Annotated in this window: 14 protein-coding genes; 2 read left to right on the forward strand and 12 right to left on the reverse strand. The window is 65.8% G+C overall.

Translation table 11 applies throughout. The annotated features are described in order from the left end of the window. Nucleotides 1-154 precede the first annotated feature (154 nt). From pssA to ACK8OU_RS15500, 5 genes are all read right to left on the reverse strand, one after another. Complete coding sequence (gene pssA / locus ACK8OU_RS15480) at nt 155-886, reverse strand: CDP-diacylglycerol--serine O-phosphatidyltransferase (protein WP_410304314.1); 732 nt, start codon at nt 884-886, stop codon at nt 155-157. 11 nt (nt 887-897) lie between these two features. Beyond that, on the reverse strand, nt 898-1,653 hold the full coding sequence (locus tag ACK8OU_RS15485) for a phosphatidylserine decarboxylase (protein WP_410304315.1): 756 nt from the start codon (nt 1,651-1,653) through the stop codon (nt 898-900). A gap of 137 nt (nt 1,654-1,790) precedes the next feature. Continuing rightward, nucleotides 1,791-2,279 carry a 30S ribosomal protein S9 gene (rpsI, locus tag ACK8OU_RS15490; protein ID WP_410304316.1) on the reverse strand — a complete coding sequence of 163 codons (489 nt, stop codon included), beginning with the start codon at nt 2,277-2,279 and terminating at the stop codon, nt 1,791-1,793. 1 nt (nt 2,280) lies between these two features. Beyond that, on the reverse strand, nt 2,281-2,745 hold the full coding sequence (gene rplM / locus ACK8OU_RS15495) for a 50S ribosomal protein L13 (protein ID WP_410304317.1): 465 nt from the start codon (nt 2,743-2,745) through the stop codon (nt 2,281-2,283). 164 nt (nt 2,746-2,909) lie between these two features. Next, complete coding sequence (locus ACK8OU_RS15500) at nt 2,910-3,332, reverse strand: PaaI family thioesterase (protein WP_410304318.1); 423 nt, start codon at nt 3,330-3,332, stop codon at nt 2,910-2,912. A gap of 55 nt (nt 3,333-3,387) precedes the next feature. On the opposite strand from ACK8OU_RS15500, the gene ACK8OU_RS15505 reads away from it, so the two are divergent. Continuing rightward, the gene (locus tag ACK8OU_RS15505) at nt 3,388-4,176 is read left to right on the forward strand and encodes an enoyl-CoA hydratase (protein WP_410304319.1); all 789 of its coding nucleotides are present in this window, start codon (nt 3,388-3,390) and stop codon (nt 4,174-4,176) included. A gap of 95 nt (nt 4,177-4,271) precedes the next feature. Here ACK8OU_RS15505 and ACK8OU_RS15510 read toward each other — a convergent pair whose 3' ends face one another. From ACK8OU_RS15510 to purC, 7 genes are all read right to left on the reverse strand, one after another. Then, nucleotides 4,272-5,027 carry a cytochrome c biogenesis CcdA family protein gene (locus ACK8OU_RS15510; RefSeq protein WP_410304320.1) on the reverse strand — a complete coding sequence of 252 codons (756 nt, stop codon included), beginning with the start codon at nt 5,025-5,027 and terminating at the stop codon, nt 4,272-4,274. A 142-nt stretch (nt 5,028-5,169) separates the two neighbouring features. Beyond that, nucleotides 5,170-8,037: an Rne/Rng family ribonuclease gene (locus ACK8OU_RS15515; RefSeq protein ID WP_410304321.1), complete on the reverse strand. Its 2,868-nt coding sequence runs from the start codon at nt 8,035-8,037 to the stop codon at nt 5,170-5,172. Nucleotides 8,038-8,613: 576 nt separating this feature from the next. Next, complete coding sequence (locus tag ACK8OU_RS15520) at nt 8,614-9,945, reverse strand: sigma-54-dependent transcriptional regulator (RefSeq protein WP_410304322.1); 1,332 nt, start codon at nt 9,943-9,945, stop codon at nt 8,614-8,616. Nucleotides 9,946-9,949: 4 nt separating this feature from the next. Further along, nucleotides 9,950-11,725 carry a sensor histidine kinase gene (locus ACK8OU_RS15525; protein WP_410304323.1) on the reverse strand — a complete coding sequence of 592 codons (1,776 nt, stop codon included), beginning with the start codon at nt 11,723-11,725 and terminating at the stop codon, nt 9,950-9,952. 58 nt (nt 11,726-11,783) lie between these two features. After that, the gene (gene purQ, locus ACK8OU_RS15530) at nt 11,784-12,452 is read right to left on the reverse strand and encodes a phosphoribosylformylglycinamidine synthase subunit PurQ (protein WP_410304324.1); all 669 of its coding nucleotides are present in this window, start codon (nt 12,450-12,452) and stop codon (nt 11,784-11,786) included. A 72-nt stretch (nt 12,453-12,524) separates the two neighbouring features. Then, nucleotides 12,525-12,764: a phosphoribosylformylglycinamidine synthase subunit PurS gene (gene purS / locus ACK8OU_RS15535; protein WP_410304325.1), complete on the reverse strand. Its 240-nt coding sequence runs from the start codon at nt 12,762-12,764 to the stop codon at nt 12,525-12,527. Nucleotides 12,765-12,778: 14 nt separating this feature from the next. Beyond that, on the reverse strand, nt 12,779-13,540 hold the full coding sequence (purC, locus tag ACK8OU_RS15540; RefSeq protein WP_410304326.1) for a phosphoribosylaminoimidazolesuccinocarboxamide synthase: 762 nt from the start codon (nt 13,538-13,540) through the stop codon (nt 12,779-12,781). Between the two features lie 269 nt (nt 13,541-13,809). Between purC and ACK8OU_RS15545 the strand changes: the two genes are divergently transcribed. After that, the gene (locus tag ACK8OU_RS15545) at nt 13,810-14,124 is read left to right on the forward strand and encodes a DUF1476 domain-containing protein (protein WP_410304327.1); all 315 of its coding nucleotides are present in this window, start codon (nt 13,810-13,812) and stop codon (nt 14,122-14,124) included. Nucleotides 14,125-14,185 lie beyond the last annotated feature (61 nt).

Consider the following 14,185-nt stretch of genomic DNA (forward strand, 5'->3'; position numbering starts at 1 on the left):
TTCGCAAATCCGTCACTTTTCTTGCCGACCCCATATTTTGTTGGTGTTTTTTTGTCCTCCGCGCCGGAAACAGAGTGCCCCCGCGGCCAGGTCGGAACGAACAGGGGGGCAGGATCGCCCCTGCCCCCCCGAATCTACGTCCCGATTCCGCGCCCTAGCGCAGCAACTGGCGTCGCGCGCGCCACAGCGCGGGCAGCAACGCGGCCAGATAGGCCAGATCGACCAGCACCATCAGCATCCAGAATCGGGTGAACAGGATGCCCATCGCAATCGCCGTGCCGATCAGCATCAGCCCGACGCGCCCGCGCGGAATGCGCAGGGCCTTGGGCGAAAAGGTCGGCAGGCGCGAAATCATCAGCACGCCCACGACCCCCAGCCAGATCGCAACGATCATCGGCGCCTCTTGCGCAGGCGCCAGCCCCGACAACGACAGGAACACCGGAAACAGCGCCAGCATGGCCCCCGCGGGCGCGGGCACGCCTACGAAATGCCTGGACGATGCCTCGGGCGCGCCGCGCATCACGTTGAACCGCGCCAGCCGCAGGCACCCGGCCACCGCATAGATCAGCACAAAGATCCAGCCCAGGCTGTTCGCCTCGCCCAGGGCAAAGCGATAGACCAGAAGCCCCGGCGCCACGCCGAAGTTCAGAAAATCGGACAGGCTGTCCAGCTCGGCCCCGAAATCCGACGTGGCCCGCAGCCGCCGCGCGATCAGGCCGTCCAGCCCATCCAGCAGCGCCGCCAGCAGAATCAGCGACACCGCCAGTTCGAACCGCCCCACCATCGCAAAGCGAATCGCCGTCAGGCCCAGGCACAGCGCCGCGATCGTCACCAGATTCGGCACCAGCTGCAGAAAGGGCATCGGTTCCTGTTCGCGCTTTTCCATCCGCGCACCCCTTACCGGATGCCGCCCGTTCGGGCCGGCTCATCCGAGGTCAGATCCGCCAGCACCGTTTCACCCGCGACCATGGTCTGGCCAATGCAAACCAGCGGCGCCACACCTTCGGGCAGATAGACATCCAGCCGCGAGCCGAACCGGATCAGGCCAAAGCGTTCGCCCGTCGCCATCTGCTGACCCTCTTTCACCTCGCACAGGATGCGCCGGGCAACCAGGCCCGCGATCTGTACCACGCCATAGCGCCGCCCGTCGGCCAGTTCGACCGCCAGGCCGTTGCGCTCGTTATCTTCGGACGCCTTGTCAAGCGAGGCATTCAGGAACTTGCCCGGCCGATAGGCCACCGCCGTGATGCGCCCTTCCTGCGGGATACGGTTCACATGACAGTTGAACACCGACATGAAGACCGAAATCCGCATCATCGGCGCCGTGCCCAGGCCCAGCTCGGCCGGCGGGATCGCGGGTTCCAGCAGCGACACCACCCCATCGGCGGGCGATACCATCAGGCCCGCGCGCGTGGGCGTCACCCGCACCGGATCGCGGAAAAAGTAATAGACCCAGACCGTCAGACCCAGGCCGATCCAGCCCAGCGGATCCCAGATCAGGAACAGAACCAGCGTGATCGCCGCGGCGATGGCGACGAACTTGCGCCCCTCGCGGTGCATCGGCTTGACGAAGGTGGACAGCATCGAGACGGACATGGTTGGCCTTTCTTTTCTTTTCTCTTGCTTAGCGCATGGCGGCCCTGTTGCAAACATCGCCCCCGACCGCGCCGATCACATCCCCCGGCGCCCGCGCGGGCCGGATCAGGCACGCCGCCCTGCGGACCTGACCGGCCGGAAACGAAAAACGCGGCCCGCAAGGACCGCGTTTTCCAAAAACATTTCGCCGCAGATCAGCGCTTCGAGAACTGGAAGGACCGGCGGGCCTTGGCCTTGCCGTATTTCTTCCGTTCGACAACGCGGCTGTCGCGGGTCAGGAAGCCCGCGGCCTTCAGCGCGCCACGCAGGCTGGGTTCATACAGCTGCAGCGCCTTCGAGATGCCGTGCTTGACCGCACCGGCCTGGCCCGACAGACCACCACCGGCAACGGTGGCCATCACGTCGAACTGGCCTTCCACGCCGGCCACCTGGAAGGGCTGGCGCAGGATCATCTGCAGCACCGGACGGGCGAAATAGACCGCCATTTCCTTGCCGTTCACGATGACCTTGCCCGAACCGGGCTTGATCCAGACGCGTGCGACCGCATCCTTGCGCTTGCCGGTGGCATAGGCACGACCCAGCGCATCGCGCTGCGGCTCCCGCGGGGCGGCTTCGGCGACGGCGGCGGGGGTGCCCGAAACGGCCGACTTCAGATCGTCGAGGGATTTGAGTTCTTCGGCCATCTCACGCGCTCCGGGTGTTCTTCGGGTTCATCGACTTGACGTCGAGGACTTCGGGCTGCTGGGCTTCATGCGGATGGGCGGCCCCGGCATAGACGCGCAGGTTCGACATCTGCTGACGGCCAAGACGGTTGCGCGAGATCATCCGCTCGACCGCCTTGATCACGACGCGCTCGGGATGCGCGCCTTCCAGGATCTGGCGGGCGGTGCGGTGCTTGATGCCGCCCGGGTGCCCGGTGTGCCAGTAGTATTTCTTTTCTTCACGCTTCGCGCCGGTCATCTGCACCTTGTCGGCGTTGATGATGATGACGTTGTCGCCCATGTCCATGTGCGGGGTGAAGGTCGCCTTGTGCTTGCCACGCAGGCGCATGGCGACGATCGTGGCAAGGCGGCCCAGAACGACGCCCTCGGCGTCGATCAGGATCCACTTCTTCTCGATCTCCGCCGGTTTTGCGGTATAGGTTTTCATCGACTTGTGGCCCTTGTTAGGGTTGTGGAATTCGGATGCAGGCTTTTCCAAGATTCCGGAACGGAAATCAAGCGCCTTCGCGTTCGCTTTTCCATGTAAAATCAATGACCTGGAAAATAGGTATTTAAATACCCCACATCACCCCCCCTGCCCCGGCACCCGATTCAGCGCGCGGGCGGGATCGAATAGGTCATCGAGGACCGCGCCACGGGTGCCGCCTGCCCCTCGGAATGAATGATCACATCGCCCACCGCCAGAACCCGGCCCAGCTTCAGCAGGCGCGCCTGGGCGATCAGATCGCAACCCGCCACGGGCTTGCGCATGAAATCGATATGCCCCGAGGTGGTCACCGCCAGCGCCACCGGCCCGATCCGCGACAGGATCGCCAGATAGATCGCCACATCGGCCAGCGCGAACATCGTGGGCCCCGATACCGTTCCCCCCGGGCGCAGATGCCTGTCGGCCACCTTCAGCCGGACGGTGACGCCATCGCCGGTCAGCCCCTCGATCACGAAATCATCCGCCACCTGCGGAAATTCACGCGCCAGAAAGCCGCTCAGCGCGGTGATGTCCATCTTCGGTTCCATCTTCCCTCCCTCACATCCCGCGCCTAGACTTTCGCCAAAAGGGAGGAATGGCAAGATGAGCGAACTGGTCCTGCGCGAAACCCATGGCAGGGTGGCGCATCTGACGCTGAATGCCCCGGGCAGCCTGAATGCGCTGTCCGATGCGATGCTGGCGGCACTGAAGGCCCGCCTGACCGAACTGGAAGGCGATGGCACGGTGCGTGCCGTCGTGCTGAAAGGGGCGGGCAAGGCCTTTTGCGCGGGCCATGACCTTAAGGAAATGCAGGCCGGGCGGCAGGCCGACGATGGCGGCCAGGCCTATTTCACCGATCTCTTCGCCCGCTGCGCCGAAGTGATGCAGATGATTCCCCGCCTGCCCCAGCCGGTGATCGCCCAGGTCCACGGCATCGCCACCGCCGCCGGCTGCCAGCTGGTCGCCAGCTGCGACATGGCCGTGGCCGCCGAGGCCACGCGCTTTGGCGTGAACGGCGTGAACATCGGGCTGTTCTGTTCCACACCGATGGTCGCGCTAAGCCGGAACGTGCCGCGCAAGGTGGCCTTCGAGATGCTGACCACGGGCGAATTCATCGACGCCGCACGCGCCCGCGACGTGGGCCTGGTGAACCGGGTCGTGCCGCCCGGGGCCCTGGAGCCGGAAACCGCGCGACTGGCCGAAACCGTGGCCGCCAAACTGGGGACCGCGGTCAGGATCGGCAAACGCGCCTTCTACGATCAGGCCGGGATGGATCTGGCCGGGGCCTATGCCCATGCCGGGGCGGTGATGGTGGAAAACATGCTGTGGCGCGATACGGCCGAAGGGATTGCGGCCTTCATCGAAAAGCGCAATCCCGACTGGGCCGGCTGAGGACAACCGTGACGCGCAGGGGGGCGCTGCCCCCCTCTTGGCGCAGGTGCGCCAATTCACCCCCCGAGGTATTTGCGGCAAGATGAAAGCCCGGATCAGCCCAGGGTGGCCAGGGCCGGGAAGGTTTCGAGCAGCCAGAACGAAAAATCCGAGAAACTGCCGGTCAGCATCATCAAGCCCACCGTCCACAACAAAAGCCCCGAGATCCGCTCGATCCGGCCCATGTGGCGTTTCATCCAGGCCATGACCCCGCCAAGCACCGGGAAGAAAGCCGCGACCAGAAGAAAGGGGATGCCCAGCCCCAGCGCATAGGCCGCAAGCAGCGCGGTGCCGCGGGCCAGATCGGCTTCGGTCGCGGCAAGGCTGAGGATGGCACCCAGAATCGGGCCCAGGCAGGGCGTCCAGCCAAAAGCGAAGGCAAGGCCCAGGACATAGGCGCCAAAAGCCGATCCGCCCCGTTCGCCCGCGTCGATGCGCGCCTCGCGGTCCATGAAGCCGATGCGGAAGATACCCAGGAAATGCAGGCCGAACACCATGATCACCAGGCCCGCCAGCGTGGTGAACCAATCCTGATACTGCAGCAGAACGCGCCCCGCCGCCGAAGCCGCAAAGCCCAGCAGCAAAAAGACCGTGGACAGGCCCAGAACGAAGAACGCCGCCGCGATCAGAACCGGGCCGCGCCGCGCGGCCCGGCCCGACATCTCGGTGACCGAGACCCCCCCCATATAGGCCAGATAGGGTGGCACGATCGGCAGCACGCAGGGGCTGAGGAATGACAAAAGCCCAGCCGACAGCGCCACGGTGGCAGCGGGCAGGAAGGCGGCATCAAGGATGAGGTCTATTTCGAACATGTCCGAGACTTATCCCAATGGCGCGCCCGCGTCACCGGGCGCGATGTCACATCGGCGTGGGCCCCGGATATGGCCCGGAACCGCCAGCGCCCCCTGACAAAAACTGCCGGGCACGGGGCCCGGCAGTCGGATCGTGATCGGATCAGCGGCCCAGCGACCACCAGCCGCGGCGACGGGGCTTGTCATCGGCGCCAGTGTCGGGCGCAGTGTCGGCCCCGGTGTCAAGCGCAACGTCGCCCTCATCCCGTTGCAGGCCCGGCAGATCCGGCATCTCGACCGGGGTCTGGGCCGGGGCTTCACCGGGGGCTTCGACCGGGGCCTCTGACGGCGGCGCGACGGGACTTTCCTGCGGCGGTGCCACCGGAGCCTCGGGCGGGGTCACAGCCGGAACTTCGGCGGGAACCTCTGCCGGAGGGGTCTGATCCGGCTGGCCCGGTTCGGCACCTGCCGTCACCACAGCGGCCTTGCGGCTGCGGCTGCGCTTCGGCCTGACCGGGGCTTCGTTCGCCTCGGGCACCGCTTCGACCGCCTCGGGGGCAGCCTCCTGCGCGGCGGCCCTGGTCCGGGCACGGCTGCGCGCGGGCTTTTTGGCCGCCGGTGCGGCCGCTTCGGCCTGCCCCGCTTCGGCCTGCCCCGCTTCGGTGGCGGGCTCGGCCTCGGCCTTCTTGCGGCGGGCGCGGCTACGCGGTTTCGGCGCGGGTGCCTCGACTGTTTCGGGCGCTTGCGGCGTGTGTTCGACCGCAACAGGTTCCGCCGCAGCTGCGGTCACAGGCTCGGCCAGCGCGGCTTCGGCGGCAGCCGGTTCTTCTTCGGGCTCATCGGATTCTGCCTCGGCCCCGGTTCCGGTGCGATCCGCCTCGGCCTCGCCATTGCCTTTCTTGCGGCGACGGCGGCGGCGCTTCTTCTTGCGCGGCCCCTCTTCGCCGGCATCTTCGCGCGCGCTGTCCCGCGCCTCGGCTGCGTCTTCGGCCTCTTCGGGCTCTTCGGGCTCAAGGATCAGCTCTTCCTCGGCCTCGTCGATCTCGGCCATCAGCCGTGCATCGACGGATACCGCCTGGCTGACCACCTCGGGCACGACGCGCGTCGCGGTCTTGAACTTCTCGATCGCAAAATCGGGGCTGACCAGCGCCGGATCGGCCTCAACCCGGACCGACATGCCATAGCGCGCCTCGATCCCCGCGATATGTTCGCGTTTCGCGTTCATCAGGTAGTTGGCCACCGCGACCGGCGCCTTGACCAGCACCTCGCGCGAGCGTTTGCGCGTGCCCTCTTCCTCGATCGCACGCAGGATCTGCAGCGCCAGGCTGTCATCGGACCGGATCAGCCCGGTGCCATGGCAATGCGGGCACGGCTGGGTGGTCGATTCGATCATGCCGGGGCGCAGGCGCTGGCGGCTCATTTCCAGCAGGCCAAAGCCCGAGATCCGGCCCACCTGGATCCGCGCGCGGTCGGTTTTCAGCTTTTCTTTCAGGCGCTTTTCAACAGCGGCGTTGTTCTTGCGCTCTTCCATGTCGATGAAGTCAATCACGATCAGACCGGCCAGGTCGCGCAGGCGCAACTGGCGGGCGACCTCATCGGCGGCCTCCAGGTTGGTCTTGAGCGCGGTCTCCTCGATCGAGCCTTCCTTGGTGGCCCGCCCCGAGTTCACGTCGATCGCAACCAGCGCCTCGGTCACGCCGATCACGATATAGCCGCCCGATTTCAGCTGCACGACCGGGTTGAACATCGCACCCAGATAGCTTTCCACCTGGAAGCGCGCGAACAGCGGCAGTTGTTCGTTGTAATGTTTCACGTTTCTGGCGTGGGACGGCATGATCATCTTCATGAAGTCCTTGGCCGCGCGATAGCCCCGATCACCTTCGACCAGAACCTCGTCGATGTCCTTGCTGTAAAGGTCGCGGATCGTGCGCTTGATCAGATCGCCTTCCTCATAGACCGGGGCGGGCGCGATGGATTTCAGCGTCAGCTCGCGGATCTGTTCCCACAGCCGCATCAGATATTCATAATCGCGCCGGATTTCGGTCCGGGTGCGCTGGCTGCCGGCGGTGCGGATGATCAGGCCCGCGCCCTGCGGCACCTCAAGCTCCGAGGCGATTTCCTTCAGCTTCTTGCGATCGGCGGCATTGGTGATCTTGCGCGAAATCCCACCCCCGCGCGCAGTGTTGGGCATCAGCACGCAATAGCGCCCCGCCAGCGACAGATAGGTGGTCAGCGCGGCGCCCTTGTTGCCGCGCTCTTCCTTGACCACCTGCACCAGCATGATCTGGCGCACCTTGATCACTTCCTGGATCTTGTAGCGGCGCGGGCGCGGCTTGCGCGGGGCGCTGATTTCCTCGGCCACATCCTCTTCGGCGACCGATTCGATCTCATCATCGGTTTCGGCGGCATGATCGGCGGCCACATAGGGCTCTTCCTCGCGCGCCTCGGCGGGGCTGCCCTCAGTGGTGCCGTCTTCGGCAGTGCCGTCTTCGGCGGCCTCGTCGCTGGCAGGCGCGAATGCCGACGGTTCGGCGGCCTGTCCGGCACCGATCCCGGGCATGTCCACAACGCCCGCCCCGGCCTCATCGGGCGCATCGGCATCGATCACCGCCATGCCCGGGATTTCCTCGGAACGCAGCACCGCATCGGCATCGGTGGCCTTCTCGGCACGCGCCCCGTTGCGCGGCCGCGACCGAGACCGTCGTGCGCTGCGCGCCCGTTCCTCGGCCTCCTCAGCCTCGGCATAGGCGCGCTCTTCCTCCAGAAGCGCCTGACGGTCGGCCACCGGGATCTGATAGTAATCGGGATGGATCTCGGCAAAAGCCAGGAAACCATGACGGTTGCCGCCATAATCCACGAAAGCCGCCTGAAGGGACGGCTCGACCCGTGTCACCTTCGCCAGATAGATGTTTCCGGCCAACTGCCGTTTGTTGATGGTCTCAAAGTCGAATTCCTCGACCTTGTTTCCATCCACCACCACCACGCGGGTCTCTTCCGCATGGGTGGCATCGATAAGCATTTTCTTCGCCATGTATCCTGGTTCCCCACGCCGGACCCCGCCCATCCGCATGGCGGAGGGCGGGACCTGCATGGTTTTTCGTTGAGGCGATGGCGGCGAACCTCAGGCCGGCGGCGGCGGCCAATGGCCCGCCCCTCATCACCTGCCCGATCCGTTCACCCGTCATCGCGGTTCTTTCCCAAGCGCGGGTGACCCCGGCGCCCATCTGAACACCCGCAGCGCATCGCACCGACGGGCAAACTTGCGGCCTTGCGGCCAATCGGTTGACCCTGGACCGGACCCGCCATCGCGACAGTCCCATGGCCCGGAAATCAGCGAATTCCGTGGACAAGGCGCGCAAAACACCACACCGTGCCGACATGGCCCGACAATAGCGGCACAGCGCCCGCAAAGACAATCGCTTTTTCGTCACCCAATGATTAACGCCCCCGCCGATCGCGCCAGGCGGCACCTGCGGAAGCCTCCGGCGGAGGTATTTTCGGCAAGATGAAATTCGCTGTCTTCATCTTGCCCGAAATACCTCGGGGGTGAATTGGCCAAAGGCCAAGAGGGGGCAGCGCCCCCGCCCCGCCGCACGCCCGCGCGATGTCAGAGATAGTCGCCGCGCGACAGGCCGTATTTCGCCATCTTTTCATTCAGCGTGCGGCGCGGCAGGCAAAGTTCCTCCATCACCGCAGCGATCGAGCCCTTGTGGCGGCGCATCGTGTTGTCGATCAGCATCTTCTCGAAGCTTTCGACATATTCCTTGAGCGGTTTGCCCTCGGTCGTCATCGCGGGGCCGGCCTCTTCGTTGTCGGCCATCAGAAGCGACGCGATCGAGCCCGTTCCGCGGCGGTTCTGCAGCACCGCGCGTTCGGCCACATTGATCAGCTGGCGCACATTGCCCGGCCAGGGCGCCTGCAGCAGTTGGGCGGCCTCCTGGGCGGAAACCTCGGGCGCGTCGCAGCCGTATTCCTCGGCGAATTGTTCGGCCATGCGGTTGAACAGCGTCAGAACATCCTCGCCGCGCTGGCGCAGGGGCGGCAGGGTGATCTTCAGCGCCGCCAGCCGGAAATACAGATCGGGGCGCAGCGCATCCTCGACGGTGCGGCCCTCGCCATGGGTGTTGCAGATCGCAATGATGCGGGTTTCAGGCGGCATTCCCTGATCGTTGATGAAGGTCAGAAGCCGCGCCTGAAGGCCCTGGCTCAGCGCCTCGATATCCTCAAGGCACAGCGTGCCGCCGCGCGCCTCTTCGACCAGAGGCAGCGCGCCGCCCTCCTCGATGGGGCCGAACAGCCTGGCAGCCAGCCCATCCTCGGAATAGGCCGCACAATTGACGGGCACGAATTTCTTTCCCGCGCGCGGACCCACCGCATGCAGCGCATGGGCAACCAGCGTCTTGCCGGTGCCGGTTTCTCCGTCGATCAGCACATGGCCATCGGCCTGGCCAAGATCGAGGATGTCCTCACGCAGCCGCTCCATCGGCGCCGAGGTGCCGATCAGCTTGCCCATCACCTGCGCCCCTTCGGCCAGATCGCGGCGCAGCGCGCGATTGTCCAGCGTCATCCGCCGGGCCTGGGTGGCGCGCTTGGCCAGTTCGGTCATCCGGTCGGGGTTGAAGGGCTTTTCCATGAAATCCATCGCGCCCAGCCGCATCGCCTCGACCGCCATCGGCACGTCGCCATGCCCGGTGATCATGATCACCGGCAGCCCGCTATCCAGGCTCATCAACCGCTTGAGAAAGGCCATGCCGTCCATGCCCGGCATCCGGATATCGGAAATCACCACGCCCGGCCAGTCCGCGCCGATCACCTTCAGCGCCTCCTCGGCGCTGGCATAGGTTTCGGTGTCGAAGCCCGACAGCGCCAGCCACTGGCTGACCGACTGGCGCATGTCCTCTTCATCATCGACGATCGCCACTTTCATCATGCGCGCCATAAAATCACTCCGCTGCTCTCAATCCGGTCTTGCGCGCCCCGCCCGTATGCAGGGGCAACTGCATTTCAAAAACGGCGCCACCGCCTTCGGCATTATGTGCCGTCAGCCGGCCGCCGAAATCACCGACAATCGAGGATGAAATCGCCAGCCCCAATCCGGTTCCATCGCCCGGCTTCTTCGTGGTCCAGAACGGCTCGAACAGCTTGTCCAGATCCGAAATCCCGGGACCGTTGTCGCGCACCGCCAGCACCGCGCTTTCCCCCGCGGTCAGCAACAGCTCCACCTGCGGTTCGGCGACAGACTTCGTCGCATCCAGCGCATTGCGCAACAGGTTGATGATCACTTGTTCGAGACGGATCCGGTCGGCCATCACCATTACCGGCCCCCGCGCCAGCGTCCGCGTGATACGCACCGTGCGCGCGCGCAACTGCGGTTCCATCATCGCAAGCGCCGAGCTGATGGCCGCGCGAAGATCAACAGGTTCAAAGGCTTCGCCGCCCTTCCTCGCGTAAGACTTCAACTGCCGGGTGATCGCGCCCATGCGTTCGATCAGATCGTCGATGCGCTGGAAGGAGGATAACGCCTCTTCGCTGCGACCGCGCTGCAGCAGCAGCCGGGCCCCGGCCAGATAGGTCTTCATCGCCGCAAGCGGCTGGTTCAGCTCATGGCTGACCGCGGCCGACATCTCGCCCAGGGCCGCCAGCTTCGACGATTGCGCCAGCGTCAGCTCGGCCACCGCCAGATCCTTCTGCACCCGCTCGCGCTCGGCGATCTCGCGGCTCAGCCGGGCGTTCAGCGCGCGCAATTCGGCCGACTCGCGCCGGTAGGCCGCGCTTTGCACCCGCGCCCGGCGCGAACGCCAGTAGAACGCCAGCGCCAGCAGGATCGCAAAGCCCATGATCTCCAGCGCCAGCACCGCATTCACCCGCTCGCGCACCGATTCATAGCCGGTGAAAGCCACCATCCGCCAGCCGCGGAAAGGAATGCGTGCCTCGGTCCGCATCACGGCGGTGCCGCTCAGATAGGCGTCGGGGGGCACGTTCGCCCAGTCCGCCGTGGCCTGCAACGCCCGCCGGATCGCTGACGGTGCCGAACGCGCCGCCAGCGCCTGCTCGATCGTCAGCCCGCGCCAGCGCGGCTCGGTCGTCAGGATGATCCGGCCCTCGCTGTCGCTGACCGCCACCGCATCCGATATCCCCGCCCATGACCGTTCGAATTTCTGCAATTCAGCCTCGACCACGATCACCCCCACCGGGCGGCCATCGCTGACCAGCGCGCGGGAATAGATGAACTCGGTCCCCCCGGTTTCACGGGCGACGGCGGTAAAGACGGTCTCACGCGACCGCTGCGCCTCAACGAAGAACGGCGCGCTGGCATAGGATGTGCCCAGCAAGTTGCGGTTCGTCGCCGCCACCGTGCGCCCCGACATGTCCAGCAGCCGGATCGACGCCGCCGCAATGTCGCGCCGCGCCGTGATCAGCAGCCCCGAAGTGGTGGCGAAATTGCCCGATTCCAGCGCCCGGATCAGCGCCGGATCACGCGCCAGCAGCAGCGGCACCACCCCGGTGCGCTGCAGCTCGCTCATGATATTGCCCGAATACAGCGCCAGCCGCAGCTCGGTGCGCACCCTTGTCGTTTCGGTGAACCGTTCGGTCAGCCAGGCATTGGTGATCCAGATCACCGCCACCGCCAGCGCCAGAATGCCCCCCAGCGCGATGCGCATGAACCAGCGCCCGCGCCGCGAGGGGCCCGCGACGCCCGCCAGATCAGATTGTTGCATGGTCCCGGGCATGGGCAGACCTTAGGCCAAGCCCCCGCCCCCAACAAGGCACAGCTGCTCAGGCGCCCGCCATCATCCCCGCCAACGCGCGGAAAAGCGCCACCCCGTCGGTGCCGCCCTGGGCGTCCTCGACCGCGCGCTCGGGATGGGGCATCATGCCCAGAACCCGGCGGTTCCCGCTCAGCACACCGGCGATATCGGCCATCGATCCGTTCGGATTCCCGGCATAGCGGAACGCCACCCGGTCCTCTCCCTCCAGCCGCGCCAGCCCTTCGGCATCGATCGTGTAATTGCCGTCGTGATGGGCGATCGGAAACACCACCTCATCGCCCTTGCCATAGCCCGAGGTATAGATACTGTCCGTCGTCGCCACCTTCAGCGTGACCGGCTTGCAGATGTATTTCAACGAGGCATTGCGCATCAGCGCGCCAGGCAAAAGCCCCATCTCGGTCAGGATCTGAAAGCCGTTGCAGATCCCGATCACATGCCCGCCCCGGTCCGCGAAATCCCGCACCGCCCGGCCGATCGGGCTTTGCGCCGCGATCGCGCCACAGCGCAGATAATCACCATAGGAAAACCCGCCCGGCACGCCCACGATGTCGATGCCCGCGGGCAGATCGGTATCCTTGTGCCAGACCCGCACCACATCGGCCCCCGCCAGCTCGAAGCCACGGGCCAGGTCACGGTCGCAGTTCGACCCGGGAAAGGTGATGACGGCGGCTTTCATCGCAAGCACTCCTGCTTTCATCTTGCCGAAAATACCTCGGGGGTCCGGGGGCAGCGCCCCCGGGACAACACCTCAGGCGATCTCGATAGTGTATTTCTCGATCACGGTATTGGCGAGCAGCTTTTCGCACATCGCCTTCACCTCGGCCTCCGCCGCGGCGCGGTCGGTCGCGGACAGGTCCAGATCGATCACCTTGCCCTGGCGCACGGTTTCCACCCCGGCAAAGCCCAGCGTACCCAGCGCATGGCGCACGGCCTCGCCCTGCGGGTCCAGAACCCCATCCTTCAGCATGACATGAACACGCGCCTTCATCGCGGAGGTCCCTTTCAGTTGATCAGCGTCGGCTTGATATTGGTGGCATTGGCCGGCAGCACACCCAGACGGCGCGCCACCTCGGAATAGGCGTCGGTCAGGTTGCCCAGATCGCGGCGGAACACGTCCTTGTCCAGCTTCTGCCCGGTCTTGACATCCCACAGGCGGCAGCTGTCGGGGCTGATCTCGTCGGCGACGATCAGGCGCGTGAAATCGCCATCCCAGATCCGGCCGATCTCGATCTTGAAATCGATCAGCTTGATGCCCACGCCATAGAACACGCCCGACAGGAAATCGTTCACCCGCAGCGCCAGCGCCACGATGTCATCCAGATCCTGCTGGTTGGCCCAGCCAAAGGCGATGATGTATTCCTCGCTGACCATCGGATCGCCCAGCGCGTCGTTCTTGTAGCTGTACTCGACGATCGGGCGCGGCAGCGGGGTGCCCTCCTCCAGGCCCAGCCGCTTGGCGATGGATCCTGCCGCGAAATTGCGCACGATCACTTCCAGCGGCACGATCTCGACCTGGCGGATCAGCTGCTCGCGCATGTTCAGGCGGCGGATGAAGTGATTGGGCACGCCGATGTTGGCCAGGCCGGTCATGAAGAATTCGGACAGGCGGTTGTTCAGCACGCCCTTGCCCTCGATCGTCGCCTTCTTCTGTGCGTTGAAGGCGGTCGCATCATCCTTGAAATACTGCACCAGGGTGCCCGGTTCGGGGCCTTCGTACAGGATCTTTGCCTTGCCTTCGTAAATCTTCTTGCGCCGGGGTGCCATGGCTGCTCCGTTCGGTAACTGCCGCAGGGCGCGCGCATCTGTCTTGCGCAGCCCCGCGGATGCGGCAGGGCCCAGGGCCCCTTTCGGCCCCTATAGGCCAAGGCAGTCCGCGCCGCAAGGCAAACAGGCATGCCCGGCCCCGGGGCGCACGGGGACGCGCACGGGGACGCGCACGGGGACGCGCACGGGGACGCGCTACGGGGTCTTGCAGGCCGCGCCCGACGCAGGCATATGGGAAACGACATCCATTTCCACTGACGGGGGCCCCCATGACCACCTTCGACGATCGTGAAAACGCCTTTGAGAACAAGTTCGCCCATGATGCCGAGCTGCAGTTCAGGGCCGAGGCGCGGCGCAACAAGCTGCTGGGGCTCTGGGCCGCCGGCCTGCTGGGCAAATCCGGCGCCGAGGCCGAGGCCTATGCCAAACAGGTCGTCGCCGCCGATTTCGAGGAAGCGGGCCATGAAGACGTCTACCGCAAGATCGCCGGCGATCTGGGTGATCGCGCCGATGAAACGACGATCCGCACCCGCATGGACGAACTGATGGCCGAGGCCAAGCGCCAGATCATGAACGAGGCCTGACCGGCCCCCGTCCGCGCGCGCCCGCGCGCGCCGACGATACCCGGCGACGATACCCGGCCCG

Origin of the sequence: Pontitalea aquivivens (assembly GCF_046507575.1) — a bacterium.
In the GTDB taxonomy this organism is placed as follows: domain Bacteria; phylum Pseudomonadota; class Alphaproteobacteria; order Rhodobacterales; family Rhodobacteraceae; genus Pontitalea; species Pontitalea aquivivens.

What these genes read in the sequence shown, in the direction of transcription:
- pssA (WP_410304314.1), bottom strand. Translation starts at nt 886, where the DNA reads ATGGAAAAGCGCGAACAGGAACCGATGCCCTTTCTGCAGCTGGTGCCG.
- ACK8OU_RS15485 (WP_410304315.1), bottom strand. Translation starts at nt 1,653, where the DNA reads ATGTTTGCAACAGGGCCGCCATGCGCTAAGCAAGAGAAAAGAAAAGAA.
- rpsI (WP_410304316.1), bottom strand. Translation starts at nt 2,279, where the DNA reads ATGGCCGAAGAACTCAAATCCCTCGACGATCTGAAGTCGGCCGTTTCG.
- rplM (WP_410304317.1), bottom strand. Translation starts at nt 2,745, where the DNA reads ATGAAAACCTATACCGCAAAACCGGCGGAGATCGAGAAGAAGTGGATC.
- ACK8OU_RS15500 (WP_410304318.1), bottom strand. Translation starts at nt 3,332, where the DNA reads ATGGAACCGAAGATGGACATCACCGCGCTGAGCGGCTTTCTGGCGCGT.
- ACK8OU_RS15505 (WP_410304319.1), top strand. Translation starts at nt 3,388, where the DNA reads ATGAGCGAACTGGTCCTGCGCGAAACCCATGGCAGGGTGGCGCATCTG.
- ACK8OU_RS15510 (WP_410304320.1), bottom strand. Translation starts at nt 5,027, where the DNA reads ATGTTCGAAATAGACCTCATCCTTGATGCCGCCTTCCTGCCCGCTGCC.
- ACK8OU_RS15515 (WP_410304321.1), bottom strand. Translation starts at nt 8,037, where the DNA reads ATGGCGAAGAAAATGCTTATCGATGCCACCCATGCGGAAGAGACCCGC.
- ACK8OU_RS15520 (WP_410304322.1), bottom strand. Translation starts at nt 9,945, where the DNA reads ATGGCGCGCATGATGAAAGTGGCGATCGTCGATGATGAAGAGGACATG.
- ACK8OU_RS15525 (WP_410304323.1), bottom strand. Translation starts at nt 11,725, where the DNA reads ATGCAACAATCTGATCTGGCGGGCGTCGCGGGCCCCTCGCGGCGCGGG.
- purQ (WP_410304324.1), bottom strand. Translation starts at nt 12,452, where the DNA reads ATGAAAGCCGCCGTCATCACCTTTCCCGGGTCGAACTGCGACCGTGAC.
- purS (WP_410304325.1), bottom strand. Translation starts at nt 12,764, where the DNA reads ATGAAGGCGCGTGTTCATGTCATGCTGAAGGATGGGGTTCTGGACCCG.
- purC (WP_410304326.1), bottom strand. Translation starts at nt 13,540, where the DNA reads ATGGCACCCCGGCGCAAGAAGATTTACGAAGGCAAGGCAAAGATCCTG.
- ACK8OU_RS15545 (WP_410304327.1), top strand. Translation starts at nt 13,810, where the DNA reads ATGACCACCTTCGACGATCGTGAAAACGCCTTTGAGAACAAGTTCGCC.